Source organism: Pseudomonas botevensis (assembly GCF_019145475.1).
In the GTDB taxonomy this organism is placed as follows: Bacteria; Pseudomonadota; Gammaproteobacteria; order Pseudomonadales; family Pseudomonadaceae; genus Aquipseudomonas; species Aquipseudomonas botevensis.
Map to the genome: position 1 here is coordinate 1 of NZ_JAHTKI010000036.1, position 21,624 is coordinate 21,624.

The 21,624-nt window shown below is 59.7% G+C and carries 24 protein-coding genes and 1 tRNA gene; 7 read left to right on the forward strand and 18 right to left on the reverse strand.

What is annotated here, in order from left to right; translation table 11 throughout:
- Both KVQ74_RS27930 and KVQ74_RS27935 read left to right on the forward strand, forming a co-directional pair.
- The coding region (locus KVQ74_RS27930; RefSeq protein WP_217834600.1) for an RHS repeat-associated core domain-containing protein at positions 1-2,372 on the forward strand (2,372 nt) is incomplete at its 5' end.
- Positions 2,373-2,374: 2 nt separating this feature from the next.
- Positions 2,375-2,767 (forward strand): hypothetical protein, encoded by a 393-nt coding sequence (locus KVQ74_RS27935; RefSeq protein WP_217834601.1) that lies wholly within the window; start codon positions 2,375-2,377, stop codon positions 2,765-2,767.
- 84 nt (positions 2,768-2,851) lie between these two features.
- Here KVQ74_RS27935 and KVQ74_RS27940 read toward each other — a convergent pair whose 3' ends face one another.
- From KVQ74_RS27940 to KVQ74_RS27955, 4 genes are all read right to left on the reverse strand, one after another.
- Positions 2,852-3,019, reverse strand: coding sequence for a hypothetical protein (locus KVQ74_RS27940; protein WP_167443766.1), 168 nt, complete (start codon positions 3,017-3,019; stop codon positions 2,852-2,854).
- Between the two features lie 124 nt (positions 3,020-3,143).
- The gene (locus KVQ74_RS27945) at positions 3,144-3,560 is read right to left on the reverse strand and encodes a YMGG-like glycine zipper-containing protein (protein WP_217834602.1); all 417 of its coding nucleotides are present in this window, start codon (positions 3,558-3,560) and stop codon (positions 3,144-3,146) included.
- Positions 3,561-3,693: 133 nt separating this feature from the next.
- On the reverse strand, positions 3,694-4,065 hold the full coding sequence (locus KVQ74_RS27950) for a bacteriocin (RefSeq protein ID WP_217834603.1): 372 nt from the start codon (positions 4,063-4,065) through the stop codon (positions 3,694-3,696).
- 327 nt (positions 4,066-4,392) lie between these two features.
- On the reverse strand, positions 4,393-4,581 hold the full coding sequence (locus KVQ74_RS27955) for a hypothetical protein (protein WP_039769953.1): 189 nt from the start codon (positions 4,579-4,581) through the stop codon (positions 4,393-4,395).
- Positions 4,582-4,701: 120 nt separating this feature from the next.
- Between KVQ74_RS27955 and KVQ74_RS27960 the strand changes: the two genes are divergently transcribed.
- The gene (locus KVQ74_RS27960; protein WP_225930221.1) at positions 4,702-5,103 is read left to right on the forward strand and encodes a hypothetical protein; all 402 of its coding nucleotides are present in this window, start codon (positions 4,702-4,704) and stop codon (positions 5,101-5,103) included.
- 43 nt (positions 5,104-5,146) lie between these two features.
- On the opposite strand, the gene KVQ74_RS27965 is transcribed toward KVQ74_RS27960, so the two are convergent.
- Together KVQ74_RS27965 and KVQ74_RS27970 are read right to left on the reverse strand one after the other, a co-directional pair.
- Entirely contained in the window at positions 5,147-5,467 is a 321-nt protein-coding gene (locus KVQ74_RS27965) for a YbjQ family protein (RefSeq protein WP_217834604.1), read from the reverse strand.
- Positions 5,468-5,616: 149 nt separating this feature from the next.
- Positions 5,617-5,706, reverse strand: a tRNA-Ser gene (locus tag KVQ74_RS27970).
- Positions 5,707-6,011: 305 nt separating this feature from the next.
- Here KVQ74_RS27970 and KVQ74_RS27975 point away from each other — a divergent pair.
- The 3 genes from KVQ74_RS27975 (at position 6,012) to KVQ74_RS27985 (ending at position 8,750) form a co-directional block, all read left to right on the forward strand.
- Complete coding sequence (locus KVQ74_RS27975) at positions 6,012-6,701, forward strand: crotonase/enoyl-CoA hydratase family protein (protein ID WP_217834605.1); 690 nt, start codon at positions 6,012-6,014, stop codon at positions 6,699-6,701.
- A 220-nt stretch (positions 6,702-6,921) separates the two neighbouring features.
- Positions 6,922-7,644: a 1-acylglycerol-3-phosphate O-acyltransferase gene (locus KVQ74_RS27980; RefSeq protein ID WP_217834606.1), complete on the forward strand. Its 723-nt coding sequence runs from the start codon at positions 6,922-6,924 to the stop codon at positions 7,642-7,644.
- A gap of 134 nt (positions 7,645-7,778) precedes the next feature.
- Positions 7,779-8,750, forward strand: coding sequence for a magnesium and cobalt transport protein CorA (locus KVQ74_RS27985; protein ID WP_217834607.1), 972 nt, complete (start codon positions 7,779-7,781; stop codon positions 8,748-8,750).
- 72 nt (positions 8,751-8,822) lie between these two features.
- Here the strand turns inward: KVQ74_RS27985 and KVQ74_RS27990 are convergent, their stop codons facing one another.
- The 3 genes from KVQ74_RS27990 to KVQ74_RS28000 all read right to left on the reverse strand — a co-directional run bounded on the left by KVQ74_RS27990 (position 8,823) and on the right by KVQ74_RS28000 (position 13,015).
- Entirely contained in the window at positions 8,823-9,545 is a 723-nt protein-coding gene (locus tag KVQ74_RS27990; RefSeq protein ID WP_217834608.1) for an amidotransferase, read from the reverse strand.
- Positions 9,546-9,639: 94 nt separating this feature from the next.
- Complete coding sequence (locus KVQ74_RS27995) at positions 9,640-11,784, reverse strand: 3-hydroxyacyl-CoA dehydrogenase NAD-binding domain-containing protein (protein WP_217834609.1); 2,145 nt, start codon at positions 11,782-11,784, stop codon at positions 9,640-9,642.
- Between the two features lie 25 nt (positions 11,785-11,809).
- On the reverse strand, positions 11,810-13,015 hold the full coding sequence (locus tag KVQ74_RS28000) for an acetyl-CoA C-acetyltransferase (protein ID WP_217834610.1): 1,206 nt from the start codon (positions 13,013-13,015) through the stop codon (positions 11,810-11,812).
- Between the two features lie 634 nt (positions 13,016-13,649).
- On the opposite strand from KVQ74_RS28000, the gene KVQ74_RS28005 reads away from it, so the two are divergent.
- Positions 13,650-14,417, forward strand: a complete 768-nt coding sequence (locus KVQ74_RS28005) for a c-type cytochrome (RefSeq protein WP_217834637.1) — start codon at positions 13,650-13,652, stop codon at positions 14,415-14,417.
- A 113-nt stretch (positions 14,418-14,530) separates the two neighbouring features.
- On the opposite strand, the gene KVQ74_RS28010 is transcribed toward KVQ74_RS28005, so the two are convergent.
- From KVQ74_RS28010 to KVQ74_RS28050, 9 genes are all read right to left on the reverse strand, one after another.
- Positions 14,531-15,334 (reverse strand): transglutaminase family protein, encoded by an 804-nt coding sequence (locus KVQ74_RS28010; protein WP_217834611.1) that lies wholly within the window; start codon positions 15,332-15,334, stop codon positions 14,531-14,533.
- On the reverse strand, positions 15,331-16,281 hold the full coding sequence (locus tag KVQ74_RS28015; RefSeq protein ID WP_217834612.1) for an alpha-E domain-containing protein: 951 nt from the start codon (positions 16,279-16,281) through the stop codon (positions 15,331-15,333). Before KVQ74_RS28015 ends, KVQ74_RS28010 begins: the two co-directional genes overlap by 4 nt.
- Positions 16,282-16,293: 12 nt before the next feature.
- A complete protein-coding gene (locus KVQ74_RS28020) occupies positions 16,294-17,703 on the reverse strand; it encodes a circularly permuted type 2 ATP-grasp protein (RefSeq protein ID WP_217834613.1) in 1,410 nt (469 codons plus the stop codon).
- Positions 17,704-18,167: 464 nt separating this feature from the next.
- Positions 18,168-18,515, reverse strand: a complete 348-nt coding sequence (locus tag KVQ74_RS28025; protein WP_217834614.1) for a ribonuclease E inhibitor RraB — start codon at positions 18,513-18,515, stop codon at positions 18,168-18,170.
- A 209-nt stretch (positions 18,516-18,724) separates the two neighbouring features.
- Positions 18,725-18,958, reverse strand: a complete 234-nt coding sequence (locus KVQ74_RS28030; RefSeq protein WP_217834615.1) for a hypothetical protein — start codon at positions 18,956-18,958, stop codon at positions 18,725-18,727.
- Between the two features lie 173 nt (positions 18,959-19,131).
- Entirely contained in the window at positions 19,132-20,007 is an 876-nt protein-coding gene (gene speE, locus KVQ74_RS28035) for a polyamine aminopropyltransferase (RefSeq protein ID WP_217834616.1), read from the reverse strand.
- 178 nt (positions 20,008-20,185) lie between these two features.
- Complete coding sequence (locus KVQ74_RS28040; RefSeq protein WP_217834617.1) at positions 20,186-20,377, reverse strand: PLDc N-terminal domain-containing protein; 192 nt, start codon at positions 20,375-20,377, stop codon at positions 20,186-20,188.
- A gap of 69 nt (positions 20,378-20,446) precedes the next feature.
- The gene (locus KVQ74_RS28045; RefSeq protein WP_217834618.1) at positions 20,447-20,977 is read right to left on the reverse strand and encodes a hypothetical protein; all 531 of its coding nucleotides are present in this window, start codon (positions 20,975-20,977) and stop codon (positions 20,447-20,449) included.
- A 95-nt stretch (positions 20,978-21,072) separates the two neighbouring features.
- Positions 21,073-21,591 (reverse strand): ankyrin repeat domain-containing protein, encoded by a 519-nt coding sequence (locus KVQ74_RS28050; protein ID WP_217834619.1) that lies wholly within the window; start codon positions 21,589-21,591, stop codon positions 21,073-21,075.
- Positions 21,592-21,624 lie beyond the last annotated feature (33 nt).

Genomic DNA, 21,624 nt, shown 5'->3' on the forward strand with positions numbered 1-21,624 from the left:
AGGGGCGGCTGCTGTCGATCCGTTATCCGGACGCTGGCCGGCATGTGTTTGCCTGGAACGACCTCGGCCAGTTGATCGAGGAAACCCTGCCTGATGGCGGCGTGCGGCGGTTTTCCTACGACGCTCTGGGGCGGCGGACGACGACCCGGGACGAACACGGCGCAGTCACCCGTCATGCCTGGGACGCCGTGGGCCGACTGCTGCAAACGACGTTGCCTACCGGTGCCAGCCGTGCCTACCGCTACAGCGCCTACGGCCAGGTCACCGCCGAGCAGGACGAACTCGGGCGCCTCACCCGCTACGAGTATGACGACGACCTGCACCTGGTCAGCCGGCGGATCAACCCCGACGGCACCCGGCTGCAGTACCGCTACGACCACGCGCAACTGCGGCTGACGGAAATCGAGAACGAGTCCGGCGAAACGTACCGTCTGGACTACACGCCCAGCGGACTGATCCGACAGGAAACCGGCTTCGATGGCCGCCGCACCGCGTACGCCTACGACCTCAACGGCCACCTGCTGGAAAAGACCGAGTTCGGCGATGACGGCTCAACGCGGGTCACCGCCTACCGGCGCGATGCGGCCGGGCGTTTGCGGGTCAAGACCCTGCCCGACGGGATCAAGGTCGAATACCGCTACGACCGCCTCGGGCGGCTGACCGGGGTCGACGATGGCCAGGACCATCCGCTGGCCTTCGAGTACGACCTGCAGGACCGGTTGATCACCGAACACCAGGGCTGGGGCACGTTGCGCTACGCCTATGACGCCTGCGGCCAGCTCAAGCGCCTGCGTCTGCCGGATAACAGCAAGCTCGATTACCAGTACGCCAGGGGTGGGGCGCTGACGGCCATTGACCTCAATGGTGCGCGGCTGACCAGCCATCAGTTCGGATTCGGCCGAGAACAGGAACGCCAGCAAGGTCAACTCACCAGTCACTATCACCACGACGAACAGGGCCGTTTACAGGCGCACACGGTTCATCAGCAAAACCGCACGTTGTACTTGCGCCACTACCACTACGCGGTCAACGGCAACCTGGCATCCATCGCCGACAGCCGCCATGGCCAGCGCGCGTACTACTACGACGCCCTGAACCGCCTGACGCGTGTACGCCACAGCCGCGACGACCTCCCCGAAACGTTTGCCCACGACCCGGCCGGCAACCTGCTGATGCAGGACCGCCCCGGCCCGAACCATATCAAAGGCAACCGCCTGCTGATGCAGGGCGACCGCCACTACGACTACGACGCCTATGGCAACCTGATCCGCGAACGACGTGGCACCGCACAAAGACTCGTCGCCGAATACCGCTACGACTGCCAGCACCGCCTGATCGGCCTCACCCGTCCCAACGGCCAGAGGGCCAGCTACCGCTACGACGCCTTCGGCCGGCGCATCAGCAAAACCGTCGACGAACAGACCACCGAGTTCTTCTGGCAAGGCGACCACCTCGTCGCCGAAAGCAGCCGTGAACACCACCGCAGCTACGTCTACGAACCCGGCACCTTCCGCCCACTGGCCATGCTCGACGGCAAAGGCCCGAAAAAAGCCTGCCCGTTCTACTACCAACTCGACCACCTCGGCACCCCGCTGGAGCTGACCGACTACAGCGGCGAAATCGTCTGGTCAGCGAAGTACAACGCTTACGGAAAGGTCACCAGCCTTATCCACAGCACCGATGAACAAATCGACCAACCGTTGCGCTTTCAAGGGCAGTACTTCGACACCGAAAGTGGCCTGCACTACAACCGGCATCGGTACTACGACCCGGAGATTGGGCGGTATTTGACGCCAGATCCGGTGAAGCTGGCGGGCGGGTTGAATCAGTACCGGTACGTGCCGAATCCGACGGGGTGGGTGGATCCGCTGGGGTTGAACGCCAACTGTCCTCCGCCGGGGAAGCCGGGTTGTGCGGTGCCGGATGGAGTGGGGGGCTCGGTTGTTGATGAGGGGGAGCCCAAAACACCAGGCCCGAAGCAAGAAAACTACTATCTGTATAGGGGTGATGAAAGAGAACCATGGGATATTTTTGAAGGGGGATTCGAACCATGGGGCGATAGCAAAGACTTGTTTTTGCATGCAATGGATAACAAAAACCCTCCCAGCTGGTTCGTAAGTTCATCGACCTCGGAAAAAGAAGCAATGAAGTTTGCGACAGGACATTGGTATGCCGAAGGATATGTCTACATCCTGAAAAATATTCGTGGAATCGATGTAAACAAAGAGTTGGGGGCAATGTCGCCACATCGACGCGAGAAAGAAATAGCATTCCCTGGCGGCATCAACAATCGAGATATTGTTGGTGCTACACCTGTCAACGAGGACGGTAGCTACGTCGGGTATTCAATACCCAATCCGTATAGGAAGTAAAAATGAAAACAATAGAAATCAAAATCTTGAACAATCAACTCAAAGAAACTGCAGAAATTAAATTTGATAGAAAAAAACGATCATTGACTCTAACCATGAAAAATGGCTTAACAAAAACTTGCACCGGCGAGGATCTATATGAATGCTTCGGCATGATCAGAGCCTACTTCCCGGAAATAGTTTTTTTATGCAAAGGCGCGCGAATAAATGTTCATCCCTCGCGCATGACATCACAGATGTCATGCGGGCTAGTCGCCTATCAAGTTAATACTGGCCATCCTACAGAAGAAGAGGATATTGTCAGAATTTTTGATTACGAAGAAGAAAATCTAACAAACGACATAAACGAGCAACGGGCGTTCTATTCGTCTTGGATAAAATCACTTGTTCCTTAAATTGGATTATTACCTCACGTTCTGAATCAAGGGGTGGTTCCCACCCCTTTAAGCTTGAAACCCCAAAGGCCTGCAGGCACACCATCACTCATCATCATCAAAATCCTCATACTCAAGCTCTTCCCCCTCACCCTCCCAAAGCGGAACCGTCGCATCATCCATCAACGACCCCGGATCTTCATTCCCCGGATCATTGATAAACGGCAATCCACTCGGACCTTTCTCTTCCTTGCCTTCAGTTTCGGGAGTCATGGCGCACCTCGTGATTCTCAGTCATGTAGACGTTCGAAAAGTATGGTCGCTAATCGTTCCTGCGCCTGACACGCAGGCAAAAAAACCCGGCACCAAGCCGGGTTTCCGATAACTCGACATCCCATCACCGATGCCGATTCTTATGTTTGTGTTTGTGACCACCACCCGAGTGCGACTTGCCGCCATCATCACCCAGATTATTGCCTACAGCCCCACCTGCTGCGCCGCCGAGGCCTGCTCCGATGGCGGAGCCAGTCGAGCCACCCAGGCTGTTGCCGACCACCGAACCTCCGGCCGCGCCAAGCCCGCCACCAATCGCAGCTTCGGTGCGATTATGTTTATTCGCGCCGACCGCGCCGCCCGCCGCGCCGCCGACCCCGGCACCCACCGCCGCGCCGGTGCTGCCGCCAAGCTGTCCACCCACGACATTGCCGAGTACGCCGCCAAGTCCACCACCGACCGCAGCCGAACCATCGCCGGCGGCCATGGCGCCTTGGGCCATCAGTAATCCAAGAACCAGTGCGGATAATGTCAATCGCATATGAACCTCACAGTTCCCGAAACGGGACAGTACGCCCATCGGGCGCTATGCAGTTTGGAGGCGCAATCACGCAAAACGTTCACCAACGAAAAGGCCCGGCATGAGCCGGGCCTCTTCAGACGCGCAACAAGGATCAGTGACGCTTGTGACCCTTGGACAGATTGCTGCCCACCGCGCCACCGGCTGCGCCGCCCAGGCTAGCACCGATGGTGGCGCCAGTCTTGCCGCCCAGGCTGTTACCGATCACCGAACCACCGGCCGCGCCGACACCACCGCCGATTGCAGCCTTGGTACGGGCGCCCTTCTTCGCGGCCATCGCACTACCGGCCGCGCCCGCTACGCCGGCACCAATCGCCGCACCGGTGCTGCCGCCCATTTTCTGGCCAACCACATTACCCAGCGCGCCACCCAGGCCACCACCGAGCGCAGCAGTGCCATCACCGGCAGCCATCGCACCTTGAGCAACCAGGAGGCCCAGAACCAGAGCAGGCAGAGTTAAACGCATGACGAAAACCTCGACAAATAGGGATGACAAAAAGGGCGCAGATTGAATGCCAGTGCAGCGACAAAGTCCAGACAATATCCGGCGCCACAGCGCAATCGGCGCCGATTGGACAGCGATTATTGAAAAGGTTTTATCCCGGGCAAAAAAAAGCCCGCTGGGGAGACGGGCTGGAGACTTGCTTTCTAACGGATGGCTTCACCCTACGTCGGCCGGTGTGAAAAGTTTGTGAAAAAAACCAGACCCGTCGTCTTCATCCGTAGGAAAAAATCCCGACCTGAGCCCAATAAAAAACCCCGCCTCAGGACGGGGTTCCTCTTGCCACTCAAATCACTTTCTGGAGCGCGTCGTCACCTTGGGCAGAAATTTTGCCTTTGGGCCTTTGGGTGCCGTGGACTTGATTTTGCCGGTCTGAACCGGATCTTCGCCAAACCCCGCCTGATATTCGGTCTGGCCGCAGCGCACGCAGTTGTTGAATGAAAACTCAGCGCCGTCGTCTTCGATATACGGATCAGTCATCTCTTCGCCCCTTTCAAAAGCGGGTCGACACCGGCAAGCCCTTTTTGCCTGAAAAAATATCGACCTCCAAGAATTTTCAGACTAGTCGGTCATTCCTGGACTCGTTATTCAGATTGCCGGATGCCCGACGAATGGCCTACGCAAAATAAACGCAATGATGGCGCCGTTGATCGAGCGCGGTTAAAGATTTCCGGCGAATGGCCGTTGCCCTTCTTCCAGCGCAATGAATCTCAAGGAGAGAACATGGAACTCAAAGGATTTCCGAACATGCCCGTTGTAAAGCTCACGGACGAACAAATCGCTGCCGGCAAGGCCGCAGCGGAAAAATTCAAGGAAAAGATCGCTTCAGGTGAAATCACCATCACCTACCCGGACAAACCCGTGCTGCAACCGGGCGTCATCTACCATCCGAGCCAGCCCGCCCAACCGGACCAACCCAGCGATACGCCCCCTCTGGTTGCCATAGACACGCCTTTGACCTACGACTCGAGAGGCACTGTCCTGCTTAAACCGCAAGGCTGATCGACAATACTGAGCCCACTCACTGGAGCGGGCTCACGCGCCCTCAACGCAATTTGACCGCAGTGCCGGTCGCAAACACCACAACCATGCCGCCTTTGCCGGCAGGCATGCTGATCTCGAAATCGACTCCAACTACTGCATCCGCCTGCAACGCGCGGGCTCTTTCCTTGATCTCATCCGTCGCCTGGACCCGCGCTTCCTTCAGCGCCCGCTCCAACGTCTGCGACCGCCCACCGAAAAAGTCGCGCATACCAGCAAACATGTCGCGGATCACGTTCACGCCCTGCACCGATTCGGCACTGACGATATCCAGGTAAGCCGTGATATGCCGGCCTTCGATGGCATGAGTGGTCGAGATAATCATGGACGCATTCCTTTATAGAGGCAGAAAAGCCGCGATTGTAAGGTACAAGCCTGAAGCGTGGATCAGTGACCAGCGATCTGGAAAGATCCGGCCTTAAACGCAAAAACCCCTGATTTCTTTCGAAATCAGGGGTTTTTGGTAATCGAATTTGGCGGTGAAGGAGAGATTCGAACTCTCGATACAGTTTCCTGTATACACACTTTCCAGGCGTGCTCCTTAAGCCACTCGGACACTTCACCGTATCTCTTCAAACATGTTCTGTCTGTCGAGGCGCGCTAATGTAGTCGAAAGCTTTTCCGATGGCAAACTTTTTTTCAGAATTTTCATGCGGTTAAAGCAAAAAGGTTTCTCTGAGGCTCGGCCATGGCAAACCGGCCAATCTTCGGTAGGCGCGAGCCTTCACTATAGAAGGGAAAGTGTCAGCCCCGTGGAGCGCTGCGCTAGTGAGGCCGGCAAAGGGTGACTGGCGGGTCAGTCATGGCGCTTTACCTGACCTGCGTCGATGGGTAACGTCTGCTCCATCTTTCTTACAAGGAATAGCGTCATGAGCGAGTTGATTTCCTACCACCTCGAAGACGGTATCGCGACCCTGACTCTGAGCAACGGCAAGGTCAATGCCATTTCCCCGGATGTGATTGCGGCATTCAACTCGGCGCTGGATCAGGCGGTGGCGGATCGTGCCATTGTGATCATCACCGGCCAGCCGGGCATTCTCTCGGGCGGTTATGACTTGAAGGTGATGACTGCCGGCCCTAAAGAAGCCGTGTCCCTGGTGACTGCCGGTTCGACCCTCGCCCGCCGCCTGCTGTCGCACCCGTTCCCGGTGATTGTGGCGTGCCCTGGGCATGCAGTGGCCAAAGGTGCCTTCATTCTTTTGTCCGCTGACTATCGCATCGGTGTCGATGGCCCGTTCAGCATTGGTCTGAACGAAGTGCAGATCGGCATGACCATGCACCATGCCGGCATCGAGCTGGCCCGTGATCGCCTGCGTCGCTCGGCGTTTCACCGTTCGGTAATCAACGGCGAGATGTTCGATCCGCAAAGCGCGGTGGACGCAGGCTTCCTCGACAAAGTGGTCGCTGCCGAAGAGCTGCAAGGCGCCGCTCTCGCCATGGCGCGTCAGTTGAAGAAGATCAACATGACCGCCCACAAGAACACCAAGCTGAAAGTGCGCGAAGCACTGCTGGAAACCCTGGACAATGCCATCGTCCAGGATCAGGAGCATCTGGGTTAACCATTGCCCACCTCAGCTAAAGAAAAGCCCGACCCTCGCGTCGGGCTTTTTCTTGCGCGTATGTGGTTTAAAACTCCGCAACAGCTCTAGGCTGCGTCTGACCATCCAGTCGGAAACATATGCTTAAACATCGGCCATCTCCCGGCTCTATAGTGCCAATTGCCGAAAACAGTGCACATCCGTACACTGCGCCACCTTTTGTCCCGGTGGGCCTGAAAAAATGCTGTTCGTGTTTCGTATGTTGTTGATGGGCCTGCACTTTATTCTGGCTGGCGTGCTGGGCGTGATCCTCGGAATCTGCCGCCCCTTCAATCCGGACAACAGCCGACTGTGCGCGCGTCTGTATGCGTTGCCGGCCATGTGCATCCTGCGTTTGCGCGTGAAAGCCGATGTCGGTCCGCTGATGAACAAGCCCGATAGCTGCGTGATCATCGCCAACCATCAGTCCAACTACGATCTGTTCGTGTTCGGCAACGTCGTGCCCCGCCGTACCGTGTGCATCGGCAAGAAGAGCCTGAAGTGGGTGCCATTGTTCGGCCAGTTGTTCTGGCTGGCCGGCAATGTGTTGATCGATCGTGGGAACGCACACAAGGCGCGCCAGTCGATGCTCACCACCACGCAGACCTTGCAACACGAAGACACCTCGATCTGGGTGTTCCCGGAAGGCACACGCAACCTTGGCGAAGAACTGCTGCCGTTCAAGAAAGGAGCGTTCCAGATGGCCATCGCCGCTGGTGTACCGATCGTACCGGTGTGTGTCAGCAGCTACATCAAGCACATGCGTCTGAACCGCTGGCGCAGCGGGAAAATTCTCATACGTTCGCTGCCGGCGATTCCTACCGCCGGCTTGACCATGGACGACATGCCCATGCTCATCACTCAATGCCGCGAGCAGATGCGCGAATGCATCGCCGCGATGGATCAGCAGCTACAGACTGCATGAAAATCAAACCCGCCTTGTGCGGGTTTTCTTTTGCCGGGTGAACTGCGCAGATTTCACTGACTCTCAAGCAGCGACACGGCTAAGCTGAAGCCTTGTATCCCCTGCCATCTGCCAAGAAGAAGTGAATCACCACCATGGGTCGAGTTGTTGCTGCTGCGGTTTACAGCGCCGGTAAAAAAGTCACCAATATTTCCCTCGACGAAGGCGCTGCCTGGGCCGCCAAGACCGGCCATTTCGTCTGGATCGGCCTGGAAGAGCCGAATGCCCAGGAACTGAACAACCTGCAACGTCAGTTCAACCTGCATGAACTGGCGATTGAGGATGCCCTGGAAAAACACAGTCGCCCGAAGCTGGAAACCTTCGGCGACGCCTTGTTCATCGTCACTTACTCACCCGTGCGCGAGCATGGCGTCCTGCAATTCATCGAAACCCATATTTTCGCCGGCAAGGGCTACATCATCACCGCGCGCAACGGGCACTCGGCGTCCTACGCCCATGTCCGTCAACGCTGTGAGGCGCGTCCGCTGTTGCTGGAACACGGGGAAGACTTCGTACTGTATGCCCTGCTGGATTTCGTGATCGAAAACTACCAACCGGTGGGCGAAGCGATTCATGCCGAAATCGATGAACTGGAACGCAACGTGTTGTGCAGCGCCCTGAATGAACATGACATTCAGAAACTGCACGGTCTGCGCCGGGACGTTGTGCGCCTGCGCCGGTACGCGGCGCCGATGGTGGAAATCGGCGAGGAGCTGCAAAAACTCAACTTCCCCTTCATCGACAAGAACATGCGTCCGTACTTTCGCGATGTGCAGATCCACGTGACGCGGCAGATGGAAGACCTGACGACGCTGGCGGAAATCGCCAGTCAGACCATCGAAGTCGGTGTATTGCTGGAGGCGTCACGCCAAAGCGTGGTGCAACGCAAGTTTGCTGCGTGGGCGGCGATTCTGGCGTTTCCCACGGCGGTGGCGGGGATCTACGGGATGAACTTCCAGAACATGCCGGAACTGAGCTGGCACTACGGCTATTTTGCCGTGCTGGGATTTATCGCGGTGGGCTGTACGGGGTTGTGGGCGAGTTTCAAGAAATCGGGGTGGTTGTAGTTCCACGCCGAGACGTCCGCAGAAGTCGCGAGCAGGCCAATCCTCCAGGGAAATCAGCCTGCTCGCAAAGCGTCAGACCGTTTCCGGCTTGTGCGCCACAAACCGCATCATCCATTCCGCGACGGTCGCGCCATGGTGCTCTTGCTCCAGGCTGGCCACGCCTTTGCTGTAGATCTGTGCGCCCAACGCTTCCTGACGCAGGTCCAGCAGCGCCCGCGAGTAATCGTGGATGAACTCCGGATGCCCCTGGAAGCACAGCACCTGGTCGTTGATGTGGTACGCCGCAAACGGGCAGAAATCGCTGGAGGCAATTACCGTGGCGTTTTCCGGCAGCGCAGTGACCTGATCCTGGTGACTGATGAGCAACGTCAGCTCTTCCCGCACCGGGCTCATCCACGGCGCCTTCGCCGCTAGCTTGTAATTGTGGGTGCCGACGCCCCAGCCCTGGGTCGCACGCTCGCTCTTGCCGCCCAGCAGCAGCGCCAGCAACTGATGGCCGAAGCACACGCCCAGCAGTTTGTCGCCACGCTCATAGCGGGTCAGCAGGTATTGCTTGAGAGTCTGGATCCACGGATCGGTGCCGAACGAGTCGGCCTTGCTGCCGGTGATCAGATACGCATCGAAAGTCAGGTCATCGCTCGGGTATTCACCCTGCATCACGTTGTACACCGTGAACTCGGCGGCGATCGGCTGTTGCGAGAACAGGCGCTGGAACATCTGCCCGTAACCCTGATATTGATCGACCAGTTCCGGACGCAGGATGTCGGTTTCCAGAATGCAGATGCGTAGCGACATAAAAAATACCTGACACATGATGGGAATAATGAACACCCCAGAGCCTGCCTCGAAATACCCCGGCAAGGCAAGCCCCGAGATGCTCCCCGACCCGTTAGAACAACTCGCCCTTCGCAGCCTTTTCCAGCAACAGGGCCGGCGGTGTGAATCGTTCGCCGTATTGCTCGGCCAGGTACTGGGCACGGGCGACAAAATCCTTCACCCCATACTGATTGATGAATTGCAGCGCGCCGCCGGTCCAGGCCGCGAACCCGATGCCGAAGATCGAACCGACGTTGGCATCCGCCGTCGACGTCAGCACGCCCTCCTCCACGCACCGCACGGTTTCAATGGCCTGCACGAACAGCAGCCGATCCCGCACATCCTTGGGCGAAATCTGCCCGTCAGCCTTCTCGAAACGGCTTTTCAACTCTGGCCACAGGTGTTTCTGCCCTCCCGCCGGGTAATCGTAGAAACCGCCGCCCGCCGCCTTGCCCGGACGCTTGAATTCGTTGAGCAGCAAGTCAATCACGGCAAATGCCGGGTGATCTATCAGCGGTTTCCCTTCCGCTCGCAGGTCTTTGGCCGTTTGCTGACGGATATGGCTCATCAGGCTGAGGGAAACTTCGTCAGAGATCGCCAGCGGTCCGATGGGCATCCCGGCCTTGCGCGCTTCGGTTTCGATCATTGGCGCACTGACGCCCTCGCCGAGCATGGCGATGCCTTCATTGGTGAAGGTGCCGAACACCCGCGAGGTAAAGAAGCCGCGACTGTCGTTGACGACAATCGGGGTCTTCTTGATTTGCAGGACGAAATCAAAGCCACGGGCCAGGGTTTCGTCGCTGGTCTGCGCGCCTTTGATGATCTCCACCAGCGGCATTTTTTCCACCGGACTGAAGAAATGCAGGCCGATGAATTTGCTCGGATCCGGCACGGCAGTGGCCAGTCCGGTGATCGGCAACGTCGAGGTATTGGAAGCAATCACCGCATCGGCGCCGACGACTTGCCGGGCCGCCGCCGAGACTTTGGCCTTGAGTTCGCGGTCTTCGAACACCGCTTCGATAATCAGGTCGCAACCCGCCAGATCGGCATCACTTTCACTGGCGTGGATTCGCGCCAGCACCGCATCCCGCTGTTGCGGGGATAACTGGCCGCGAGCGACTTTCTTGTCCAGCAACGCCGCCGAGTGCGCCTTGCCCTTCTCGGCCGCCGCGAGGTTGATGTCCTTGAGCACGACGTCGATCCCGGCCGAGGCACTGACATAAGCAATGCCGGCGCCCATCATCCCGGCTCCAAGAACGCCCACCCGCCGCGTCACATAAGGGGCAAAACCTTGCGGCCGCGATCCGCCGGCATTGATCTCGTTGAGCTGGAACCAAAACGTGCCGATCATGTTTTTCGAGACCTGACCGGTGGTCAGTTCAGTGAAATAGCGGGTTTCGATCAGGTGCGCGGTGTCGAAATCCACCTGCGCCCCTTCCACCGCCGCGCAGAGGATTTTCTCCGGCGCAGGCAGAGTGCCCTGGGTCTTGCTGCGCAGGATCGACGGAGCAATCGCCAGCATCTGCGCGACTTTCGGATGGGACGGCGTACCACCGAGAATCTGATAGCCCTTCACGTCCCAACGCTGCACGGCGCCGGGATTGGCGAGAATCCAGGCTCGCGCCTTCGCCAGCAACTCATCGCGATCCACCGCCAGTTCATCGATCAAACCGGCCTGCAACGCCTGTTGCGGGCGGACCTTCTTGCCTTCGAGCAAGTACGGCAAGGCCTTTTCAATACCCAGCATGCGCACCATGCGCACCACTCCGCCGCCGCCCGGCAGCAAGCCGAGGGTCACTTCCGGCAAGCCAAGTTGCACCGAGGCATCGTCCAGCGCCACGCGATGGTGGCAGGCCAGGCAGATTTCCCAACCACCGCCGAGCGCCGCGCCATTGATCGCGGCGACCACCGGTTTGCCGAGGGTTTCCAGGGTGCGCAATTGACCCTTGAGGATCAGTACCCTGTCGTAGAAGGCTTTGGCTTCGGGTTTGCCGACCTTGATCAGCTCATTGAGGTCACCGCCGGCAAAGAAGGTTTTTTTCGCCGAGGTAATGATGACGCCGGCAATCGCCTCCTTGTCCGCCTGCAAACGTGCGACGCAGGCGGCCATGGCTTCGCGGTACACCGCGTTCATGGTGTTGGCGCTCTGGCCCGGCATGTCGATGGTCAGAAGGACGATGCCGTCCTGGCCTTTTTCGTAACGAATGGCTTGGGTCATGTCAGTTTTCCTTAAAGTCCGCTGCTCAGAGGCGTTCGATGATGGTGGCGATGCCCATGCCGCCGCCGACACACAACGTCGCCAGTCCATAGCGCAGACGGCGGGCTTCCAGTTCATCGAGCAAGGTGCCGAGGATTGCGCAGCCAGTGGCGCCCAGCGGATGGCCCATGGCGATCGAGCCGCCGTTGACGTTGACCTTCTCCGGATCGACAGCCATGTCCTTGATGAATTTGAGAACCACCGAAGCAAACGCTTCGTTGACCTCGAAGAGGTCGATGTCCTCGACCCGCAGCCCGGCCTTCGCCAGCGCCTTGCGCGTGGCCGGCGCCGGGCCGGTGAGCATGATGGTCGGGTCGGTGCTGGTGACCGCCGTGGCGACGATCCGCGCCCGGGGCTGCAGGCCGAGTGCGCGGCCCTTGGCCTCGGAGCCGATCAGCATCAGCGCCGCGCCGTCGACGATGCCGGAGCTGTTGCCCGGCGTGTGAACATGATTGATCCGTTCGACGTGGCTGTAGACCCGCAGCGCCGTGGCATCGAAACCCATCTGGCCGATCATTTCGAAACTCGGCTTGAGTTTGCCCAGGCCTTCCAGGGTCGATTCGGCGCGGATGAACTCATCGTGATCGAGCAGGATAATGCCGTTCTGGTCCTGCACCGGCACCAGCGATTTGTTGAACGAACCGTCGGCCCGGGCCCGCGCGGCTTTCTGTTGCGAGTGCAGCGCGTAGGTATCGACGTCCTCGCGGCTGAAGCCTTCGAGCGTGGCAATCAGGTCGGCGCCCACGCCTTGCGGGGTGAAATGGCTGTGCAGGTTGGTTTGCGGATCCAGCGCCCAGGCACCGCCGTCGCTGCCCATCGGCACCCGCGACATGGACTCGACACCACCGACTACCACCAGGTCTTCGAAACCGGAGCGCACTTTCATCGCGCCGAGGTTCACCGCTTCCAGCCCCGAGGCGCAGAAGCGATTGATCTGCACACCGGCCACGCTGACATCCCAATCGGCGACCTGCACGGCGGTCTTGGCGATGTCCGAGCCCTGGTCGCCAATCGGCGTGACGCAGCCGAGCACCACGTCATCGACCTGGCTGGTGTCGAGCGACGTGCGCGCTTGCAAGGCAGTCAGCAGACCCGCCACCAGATTGACCGGTTTGACGCTGTGCAGCGCGCCGTCGGCCTTGCCTTTGCCACGAGGGGTGCGTAACGCGTCGAAAATCAAAGCTTGGGTCATGACGTCCTCGAACCTGTGCGGTGCGTTATTTTCGTGCTCTCACTGTTAGCCCGGGCGGTCGTGGATTCAATGACCGCAGCGCTCAATGAGGTTGACGGCGACGCTCAGACGGACGGTCATCGGCAGGCTGATTAACCGGTTCAGGTCAGCGAGCTGTCTAGCAAAAGGGCGGCAAAGAAGCTGGCAATGGGCCTCATGCCTTTTTTATCGCAAATTACAACAGATACATATGAAATGGATCTAAGCCAAGTGTGACGCCGGCCCTAATGTGAAGGGGTACGTCGTTGTCGTCGGGTTTTGCCGAGGCTCACGTTCGCTACAGGAAGTGCATCGCTTGCCATCATGGATATGCCGGCAGGCCTCAGGAAATAACAAAAAAGGCGGTCAAGCCATGTTCAAAAAACCGAAGTTCCGTCAAGCAGGACTCATTCTTTTCGCCACGACGCTGTTGTTGATCTTGCCGAACCTGACCAAGGTGCTGGGCTGATCAAGCGGCAGGTATCTCTCATGCCACACACTCCATAACTGGCCCGCTACCCGGGCCAGCGTGGCTGTGCCAAGCTCTGCGCATTTCCACGACAGGGATGGCGATCCGTTGAAAGCACTCATATTGTCCGGGGCCTTGTTATTGGGCATGCCCGTGTACGCCGCACAACTGAATCTCGAGCTGGGCGCGGACAGCCGCACCTGGCAGACCGAGGAATTGCTCAAGCATCCTCAGGTACAAACCCTGACCATCAAGAACGATGTCTCCTACAAGAAGGACATGACCTATCGCGCCGTGCCCATGGCGGCGCTGCTGACCGGCATCAAACCGGCCGATCACCTGCAAGCGGTGGCCCTGGACGGTTTTGCCGCTGAACTGGCGGCCGCGCCCTTGCTCAATACAAAGGGCGCCAAGGCCTGGCTGGCGATCGAAGATCCGGCGCAACCCTGGCCGCCGCTATCGGAGGGCAAGCACAGCGCCGGGCCGTTCTATCTGGTGTGGACCGATCCGCAGGCCGGCAACATCAGCCCGGAGCAGTGGCCGTTCGAGGTCGCCAGCATCAAGCGCATGGCCCCGGTGGCCGAACGCTTCCCTGCCCTGCTGCCCGATCCCGCGCTCAAGGCCGATGATCCGGTGAATCAGGGGTTTGCGCTGTTCCAGAAGAATTGTCTGGCGTGCCATCGGCTAAATGGCGCGGGCGATGCGCAGTTCGGGCCGGACCTGAACATCCCCTACAACCCGACCGAGTACTTCGGCGGGGATTTCCTCAAGCGCTATATCCGCGATCCACAGAGTTTGCGCCAATGGCCGCAGGCGAAGATGCCGGGGTTTTCGGCGCAGGTATTGCCGGATGGGGATTTGCAGATGCTGGTGGGGTATTTGAAGCATATGGCGGGGCGCAAGGTTAAGCCTTGATTGCAGGGGTGTGCTTGCCGGCCTCTTCGCGGGCACGCCCGACTCCCACATTGACTGAGTATTAACAGTTCCATTGTGGGAGCAGGCTTGCTCGCGAAGCGGTATCCCGGCCCCTACTGCTGCTGAACCGAGATCACCGGCGTCGACGCCACCAGCACCTTGGCATGCATCTGCTCGCCTCCGCCGCCGCGACGCATGCCGCGCACCGGACAGGCGTCGAGGTAATCCAGGCCCACCGCCAGTTTCAGGTGTCGCTCCGGCCGCGCCAGTTGATTGGTCACGTCGAAGCTGTACCAGGCGTCATCCAGCCAGGCTTCAGCCCAGGCGTGGCTGGCCAGATGCTCGCAATCCTCGCTGTACAAATAACCCGACACGTAACGCGACGGCACCCCGAGACTGCGTGCGCAGGCCAGAAACGCGTGGGTATGGTCCTGGCAAACGCCAGCGCGCCCGGCGAAAGCCTGGGCGGCGCTGGTGTCGACTTCGGTGGAGCCCGGCGTGTACGTCATGTGCTGATTCAGGCCGTGCATCAAGTCGATCAGCACGGTGCGATCACGGCGTTGCTTGCAGGCGTTTTCCGCGAACGCCCGCAGCGCTTCATCTGCTTCGGTCAGGCGGGTGAAACGCAGGAACGGCAGCGCCGACTGGCTCTCATGTTCCGCCTCGCGCAACTCATCGATATCGACCTGCCCACGGGCACCGATGATGATTGCTTCGTGAGGCTCGTCCATGGTCAGCACATGCAGGATGTTGCCGAACGGATCGAGCTGCGCGCGCACCGGACGCGGCAGGTCGAGCTGCCAGCTCAGCACATGCTGGCGCTCGCTGTCATGAGGTGTCAGTCGCAGATACTGGATGCTCGCCCGCACCTGATCTTCGTAGTGATAGGTGGTCTCGTGGCTAATGGAAAGTCTCATGCAGCCTCCAGGTAGGAACTGTGAATGGCGTTGCCCAACTGGCGCACCAGCGGGATGAATTCGTTGAGCCAGGCGTGCAGGCCTTCTTCGAGGATCTCGCCGATGCCGGTGTAGCGCAGGCGCGCGTCCATTTCCGCCGCCAGGCGCTGCGCCGGACGACCGTTGGCGCCGGGCAGTTGCGCGAGGATCTGGTCGATCTCTTCGGTACACGCCCGCAGCGAGCGCGGCACGTCGGCACGCAACAGCAGCAGTTCGGCAACATGCCGGGCGCCGGGCGCGTCGCGGTAAATCTCGGTGTAGGCCTCGAACGACGACAAGGCGCGCAACAACGCACTCCACTGGTAGTAGGCGTGGGCGGTGCCGTCGCTGACCGCTTCGGCCTGATCGCCGGCCATTTCATAGCGCGCATCGAGCAGGCGCAAAGTGTTGTCCGCCCGCTCGATGAACGTCCCCAGGCGGATGAAACGAAACGCATCGTTACGCATGATGGTGCCGTAGGACGCGCCCCGGAACAGGTGCGAGCGCTCCTTGATCCACTCACAGAAACGGCTCATGCCATAACGTCCGAGGCCCTGCTCGGCGATTCCGCGAATCTCCAGCCAGGTGGCGTTGATGTTTTCCCACATGTCGGCGGTGATCCGCCCGCGCACCGCATGGGCACTGGCCCGCGCCGCGCCGAGGCAGCTGTAGATGCTCGCCGGGTTGGCCGCATCGAGGGCAAAGAAATGCAGCAGCCGTTCGGCATGCAACTCGCCGTGGCGCTCCAGGTAATCGTCCAGGGTGCCGGTGATCAGCAGCGGCATGGCGAGTTCGTGCAGGCCATCGCCACGGCCGTCCTGCGGCATCAGCGACAGCGAATAACTGATGTCGAGCATCCGCGCGAGGTTTTCGGCCCGCTCCAGATAACGCGACATCCAATACAGATCCGAGGCAGTTCTACTTAACATGGCAAGCTTCCTTCAATCCTCGACCACCCAGGTGTCCTTGGTTCCGCCGCCCTGGGAGGAATTCACCACCAGAGAGCCTTCGCGCAGGGCGACACGGGTCAGGCCGCCGGGCACCACCCGGGTTTCGCGACCGGACAAGACAAACGGACGCAGGTCGATGTGGCGCGGCGCGATGCCGTTTTCGACAAAGGTCGGACAGGTCGACAGCGACAGCGTCGGTTGGGCGATGTACGCGTGCGGCTTGGCCTTGATCCGTTCGCGGAACGCATCGATTTCCGCCGTGGTCGCCGCCGGTCCCACCAGCATTCCATAGCCGCCGGAGCCCTGGGTTTCCTTGACCACCAGGTCCGGCAGATTGGCCAGCACGTGGGACAGCTCGGACGGATTGCGGCACTGCCAGGTCGGCACGTTCTTCAGGATCGGTTCTTCGTCGAGGTAGAAACGGATCATCTCGGTGACAAACGGGTACACCGACTTGTCATCGGCCACGCCAGTGCCGATGGCATTGGCCAGCACCACGTTGCCCGAGCGGTAGGCCGACAACAGCCCCGGCACGCCCAACATCGAATCCGGACGGAACGCCAGCGGATCGAGGAACGCGTCGTCGAGACGGCGGTAGATCACATCCACCGCTTTCGGACCGTCGGTGGTGCGCATGTACACCTTGTCATCGCGCACGAACAGATCGGCGCCCTCCACCAGCTCGACGCCCATTTCCCGCGCCAGGAACGCGTGCTCGAAAAATGCGCTGTTGAAACGCCCCGGCGTCAGCACCACCACGCTCGGGTCGTCGATGGGGCTGGAGCTTTTCAAGGTGTCGAGCAGCAGGTTCGGGTAATGATCGATCGGCGCGATGCGCTGGGCAGCGAACAGTTCGGGAAACAGCCGCATCATCATCTTGCGGTCTTCGAGCATGTAGCTCACGCCGCTGGGAGTGCGCAGGTTGTCCTCGAGGACGTAATAGGTGCCGTCGCCATCGCGCACCAGATCGACACCGGAGATGTGCGAATAGATGTCGCGGTGCAGATCCAGGCCCTGCATCGCCAACTGGTACTGCTCGTTGGCGAGCACCTGTTCGGCGGGAATGATCCCGGCCTTGATGATCCGTTGCTCGTGGTAAAGGTCGGCGAGAAACATGTTCAACGCCTTGACCCGCTGGATACAGCCGCGTTCGACGACCCGCCACTCGCTGGCGGGAATGCTGCGCGGGATGGTGTCGAAAGGAATCAGGCGTTCGGTGCCCTGCTCGTCCCCATAGAGCGTGAAGGTGATCCCGGCCCGGTGAAACAGCAGATCGGCCTCACGTCGGCGTTGCGCCAGCAGCTCATCAGGCGTGTCGGCCAGCCAACGGGCAAACTCCCGGTAATGCGGACGGACAGCGCCGCCGGCATCGTACATTTCATCAAAATAGGTGCGGATCATGCCGTACTCCTTGTCACCCGGACATACGGGCCATCGCAAGGCCCGTGCCATCGGCATAAACGCTTTGATTTCAATCGGTTGGATATTCACGCCACAAGCGTCGCACCATTCCTGTGCAACAAATGCCCCATCCGGATTGCCCCCGCCTCATTGCGACGCAATGGCGTCGCTATCACCAGCATAGTCAGAGTTGATTTCACCGCCCGGCGCGGGCTGCGGATAATCCGCGCATCCGCTGCAAGACTTCCCCCCGGTGAAGTGTTCAGCTCAATGGATCCGGATTGACGTCGCAGTCCGCCAGGCCGTAGCCCTGACCGGTTCCCTCTCCTTATCGGTCTTCCCTTTAGCCACCTTTTCAGGTGGCTTTTTTTTGCCTGCCTGAAACGTTTTGAAAGCAAAAGGTGCCCCAGAAACGACAACGGCCGACCCAAGGGTCAGCCGTTGCTCGATGTGCCAGTCACTGATCAATTCAACCGATGGCGGCTGCGCACCTCCTGTTTGACGCCCCATCCCTCGATGATGCCGCCCAAGGGTTCGACCACCGCCGAGAAGCCCTGCTCGAAATCGCCAATGTCGTCGTAGGTGGCGTGCATCACCTTGCTCAATTCCAGAGACCACGCGCCGTCGTCGCGCACGCTGACCTGGGCATTGATGGATTCACCGCGAAACTTGCCTGCCGCCCTGCGCGCCCGCTCCTCGTCCGGGAAAATGGCGTAGAACTCGATGGGATGGAATCGTGAAAAGTCGAAACCGCCTTCTTTCATGCGGCGCAGCACGCTGCTGCTGATGTCTTCTTGATAGGCTGTGCTCATGAATCGTCCCCCTCGCATAGATGGATAGACTTTCCGTATTCCCGCACCGGGTCTGTCGACCGGGCGATTCGGCAACCGCGTTGCCGGCGGGAAACAAGCATGTAGCTGACAAGACCAGACCTTAGCGATCCGTTCGCTGATCTCGCTTGCAGAGTAGCCCCAAGACAGAGGCGCTGCCAAGGCCTGGTTTCGTATGTGACAGGAAGGTTTCAGATCGGCGTGATGCTGCGGATTTCAATGCTGTGCTGGGTTTTCAGGCTTTTGACGCCGGCGTCGGCGGTGCGCCCTTCCAGATCGTTCAGATCCAGTTCGGCGGCGACAGGAAGGTAGCGTTCCTTGATGAGTCTGGCGGCCTGCTCGTGGTTCGGGCATTCCTCACACTCAAAGACTTCGTTGATCAATTCCCCGTGATCATCCACGAAAGTGACGTTCCACTTTGACATCGGAGCCTCCTGGATAAAACCCGCGAATGGGCTTACACCTATCTCGACTTGTCTCAGGAATGATCGTTCCAACGGATCACGGCGACCCACATGAAAAAAAATTAATTCCGATCAACGCACCGGCGGGAGCGAGGTTGCTCGCTCCCGCAGGAAGAACAGACTGAAACGGATGTTCAGTCGTTGCTTGGCTTGTTCACCGCTTGCAACACGTATTGCGGCAAGGCGAAGGCGCCGATGTGGATTTCCGGGTTGTAGTAACGGGTCACGATGCCGCTGCCGATGAAGCGCTGTTGCAGGGTTTCGCGGCTCAGCTTGCGGTAGGCCGGGTTGGTCGAGCCCCAGGCGAAGGTCATCGAACCGCCGATGTAGGTCGGAACCGCCGCTTGATAGAAGTGCCAGTCCGGGAACAGGCTGCGCAGGCGGCCGGCGGTGGTTTTGACTTCGTCGATCTGCATGAACGGCGTGCCGTTCTGGGTGACGAGGATGCCGCCCTCGTTCAGGCAACGGTGGCAGGCCTGGTAGAAGTTCTCCGAGAACAGCACTTCACCCGGACCGATCGGGTCGGTGGAGTCGGAAATGATCACGTCGAACTTTTCAGTGGTGGTGGCGACGAAACGCATGCCGTCGTCGATCACCAGGTTCAGGCGTGGGTCGTCATAGGCGCCCTTGGAATGCTCCGGCAGGAACTCCTTGCACATGTCGACCACGGTGCCGTCGATCTCGACCATGGTGATGTGCTCGACGCTGGCGTGTTTGGTCACTTCGCGCAGCATGCCGCCGTCGCCGCCGCCGATGATCAGCACGCGCTTGGCGGTGCCGTGGGCCAGGATCGGTACGTGAGTGAGCATCTCGTGGTAGATGAACTCGTCGGCTTCGGTGGTCTGGATCACGCCGTCCAGCGCCATCACCCGGCCCATGCGCGGGTTCTGGAAAATCACCAGATGCTGGTGTTCGGTGCGCACTTCGTGCAGCAGTTTTTCCATGCGGAAACGCTGGCCGTAGCCTTCGTAGAGGGTTTCCAGGTATTCGCTGGTCTTGGTGACGGTCATGGTCAAGTGCTCCGATGAAATGCGCGGGCGCGGTCGTGGGGACGATTGCCCGGGAAAGGCGCGCATTCTACGTTGCCGAAGATGACAGGTCGAACCTCTGTTGATCGGCTGAGCACAATCGCCCGTTGCGGGAGCAGGCTTGCTCCCACAGGTGGATTTCAGGTTCCTGGAAAAGCTGTCAGATCCGCACATTCCCCCGTGGCCCGGCAATCGCCCAGATAATCAGGCCCAGCACCGGCAGGAGGATGATCAGCAGCACCCAGAGGATTTTCATCCCGGTCTCCGCGCTGCTTTTCAATACGTTGATGATCGCCCAGATGTCGAGCGCGAGAATGATCAGGCCGATCAGACCATTGAACGTGGAACCCATGGTGTCACTCCAGAATAGTGGCATGCACTTTTAGGATAGACCGACGGGCGCAGGGTTCCCTTTTATTGCTCAGACGTGAACGGCGACCTTCAAGGCTTCCAGCGACGGCGCGGCGGCAATGCCGACTTCGGCGCACAGCGCCTGCACCCGCGCCACATCGTTGCCGTAGACCAGCACCACTTGCAGTTCGTCGTCGAGCAACTGGCTGAAATTCATCAGCGTGTAGCCGCCGTTTTCCTTGTTCAGGCTGCTCATCTGCACCTGAATGCGGTTGAGCGCAGTCAACGCTTCGGTCTTGGCCAGTTGTTTTGGCTTGAGGTTGAAATCCACGCCGGGACCGAACGAGGCAACGATCTGCGCGAACAGATCGGCGTAGGTGTCGGCCTGGAACAGCACGGTGTCCGGCAGGCTGCCGACCACCACCCACTCGCCCAGCGGGATCGGGAAGCTGTCGTCGTAGTTGATGTCCGGATTGGCGGTCAGAAAAGCGTCGCCATCGGCGTAGGCCTGCGTCGCTTCATCGGCGACCTTCAGGATCTCGTCCTCGCCCATGCAGCCGGAGCTGATTTTGCTGATGAGTTCGACCAGTGCGGCTTTCATGGGGCGGATCCTGTGAAGAAGGGGAAATTCGAGGGCGCGAAGGATACCGCATTCCGTCGCCCTCAGGCGGCTTCGCCGCAGGATCGTTGTCGGCTTTAGCCCAGCAGTTTTTCCAGCTGCTTCGTGGTGTCGACCGCGCCCATGGTGCGGGCCGCGTCCAGCGCGGTCACGCCGTTGGCGTCCTTCGCTCGCGGGTCGGCGCCCTGGCTGATCAGGTAGTCGACGATTTCGACCCGGTTGAACATCGCCGCCATCATCAGCGCGGTACGCCCGTCGAAGGACGCACCTTCGATCTGCGCGCCCCCCTCGACCAGCGCCTTGACCACCGCCAGGTCACCCTTGAACGCGGCGCCGGCGATCGGACTCTGGCCGTTGCCGTTGCGCTGTTCCGGGTCTGCCTTGTGCTTGAGCAGCACCAACACCGCGTCGACATGGCCGTAGTAGCTGGCCAGCATCAGCAGGGTGTCACCCTTGCCGTTTTTCAGGTTCACCGGCAAACCGGCGCTGATCAGGCGATCCAGCATCACCGCGTCGCCGTCGCGCGCCTTGTTGAATACCTGCTCGGTGAATTCGGCAGCTTCTTCAGGGGTCATCTGGCGGCTTTGGTCGGACATGGGGCAACTCCATTTTCGGTCAATCGGAAAGCC

Excerpts from the sequence above, each read along its gene's own strand:
- KVQ74_RS27935 (WP_217834601.1), top strand. The coding sequence starts at position 2,375 with ATGAAAACAATAGAAATCAAAATCTTGAACAATCAACTCAAAGAAACT.
- KVQ74_RS27940 (WP_167443766.1), bottom strand. The coding sequence starts at position 3,019 with ATGACTCCCGAAACTGAAGGCAAGGAAGAGAAAGGTCCGAGTGGATTG.
- KVQ74_RS27945 (WP_217834602.1), bottom strand. The coding sequence starts at position 3,560 with ATGCGATTGACATTATCCGCACTGGTTCTTGGATTACTGATGGCCCAA.
- KVQ74_RS27950 (WP_217834603.1), bottom strand. The coding sequence starts at position 4,065 with ATGCGTTTAACTCTGCCTGCTCTGGTTCTGGGCCTCCTGGTTGCTCAA.
- KVQ74_RS27955 (WP_039769953.1), bottom strand. The coding sequence starts at position 4,581 with ATGACTGATCCGTATATCGAAGACGACGGCGCTGAGTTTTCATTCAAC.
- KVQ74_RS27960 (WP_225930221.1), top strand. The coding sequence starts at position 4,702 with ATGCCCGACGAATGGCCTACGCAAAATAAACGCAATGATGGCGCCGTT.
- KVQ74_RS27965 (WP_217834604.1), bottom strand. The coding sequence starts at position 5,467 with ATGATTATCTCGACCACTCATGCCATCGAAGGCCGGCATATCACGGCT.
- KVQ74_RS27975 (WP_217834605.1), top strand. The coding sequence starts at position 6,012 with ATGAGCGAGTTGATTTCCTACCACCTCGAAGACGGTATCGCGACCCTG.
- KVQ74_RS27980 (WP_217834606.1), top strand. The coding sequence starts at position 6,922 with ATGCTGTTCGTGTTTCGTATGTTGTTGATGGGCCTGCACTTTATTCTG.
- KVQ74_RS27985 (WP_217834607.1), top strand. The coding sequence starts at position 7,779 with ATGGGTCGAGTTGTTGCTGCTGCGGTTTACAGCGCCGGTAAAAAAGTC.
- KVQ74_RS27990 (WP_217834608.1), bottom strand. The coding sequence starts at position 9,545 with ATGTCGCTACGCATCTGCATTCTGGAAACCGACATCCTGCGTCCGGAA.
- KVQ74_RS27995 (WP_217834609.1), bottom strand. The coding sequence starts at position 11,784 with ATGACCCAAGCCATTCGTTACGAAAAAGGCCAGGACGGCATCGTCCTT.
- KVQ74_RS28000 (WP_217834610.1), bottom strand. The coding sequence starts at position 13,015 with ATGACCCAAGCTTTGATTTTCGACGCGTTACGCACCCCTCGTGGCAAA.
- KVQ74_RS28005 (WP_217834637.1), top strand. The coding sequence starts at position 13,650 with ATGCCCGTGTACGCCGCACAACTGAATCTCGAGCTGGGCGCGGACAGC.
- KVQ74_RS28010 (WP_217834611.1), bottom strand. The coding sequence starts at position 15,334 with ATGAGACTTTCCATTAGCCACGAGACCACCTATCACTACGAAGATCAG.
- KVQ74_RS28015 (WP_217834612.1), bottom strand. The coding sequence starts at position 16,281 with ATGTTAAGTAGAACTGCCTCGGATCTGTATTGGATGTCGCGTTATCTG.
- KVQ74_RS28020 (WP_217834613.1), bottom strand. The coding sequence starts at position 17,703 with ATGATCCGCACCTATTTTGATGAAATGTACGATGCCGGCGGCGCTGTC.
- KVQ74_RS28025 (WP_217834614.1), bottom strand. The coding sequence starts at position 18,515 with ATGAGCACAGCCTATCAAGAAGACATCAGCAGCAGCGTGCTGCGCCGC.
- KVQ74_RS28030 (WP_217834615.1), bottom strand. The coding sequence starts at position 18,958 with ATGTCAAAGTGGAACGTCACTTTCGTGGATGATCACGGGGAATTGATC.
- speE (WP_217834616.1), bottom strand. The coding sequence starts at position 20,007 with ATGACCGTCACCAAGACCAGCGAATACCTGGAAACCCTCTACGAAGGC.
- KVQ74_RS28040 (WP_217834617.1), bottom strand. The coding sequence starts at position 20,377 with ATGGGTTCCACGTTCAATGGTCTGATCGGCCTGATCATTCTCGCGCTC.
- KVQ74_RS28045 (WP_217834618.1), bottom strand. The coding sequence starts at position 20,977 with ATGAAAGCCGCACTGGTCGAACTCATCAGCAAAATCAGCTCCGGCTGC.
- KVQ74_RS28050 (WP_217834619.1), bottom strand. The coding sequence starts at position 21,591 with ATGTCCGACCAAAGCCGCCAGATGACCCCTGAAGAAGCTGCCGAATTC.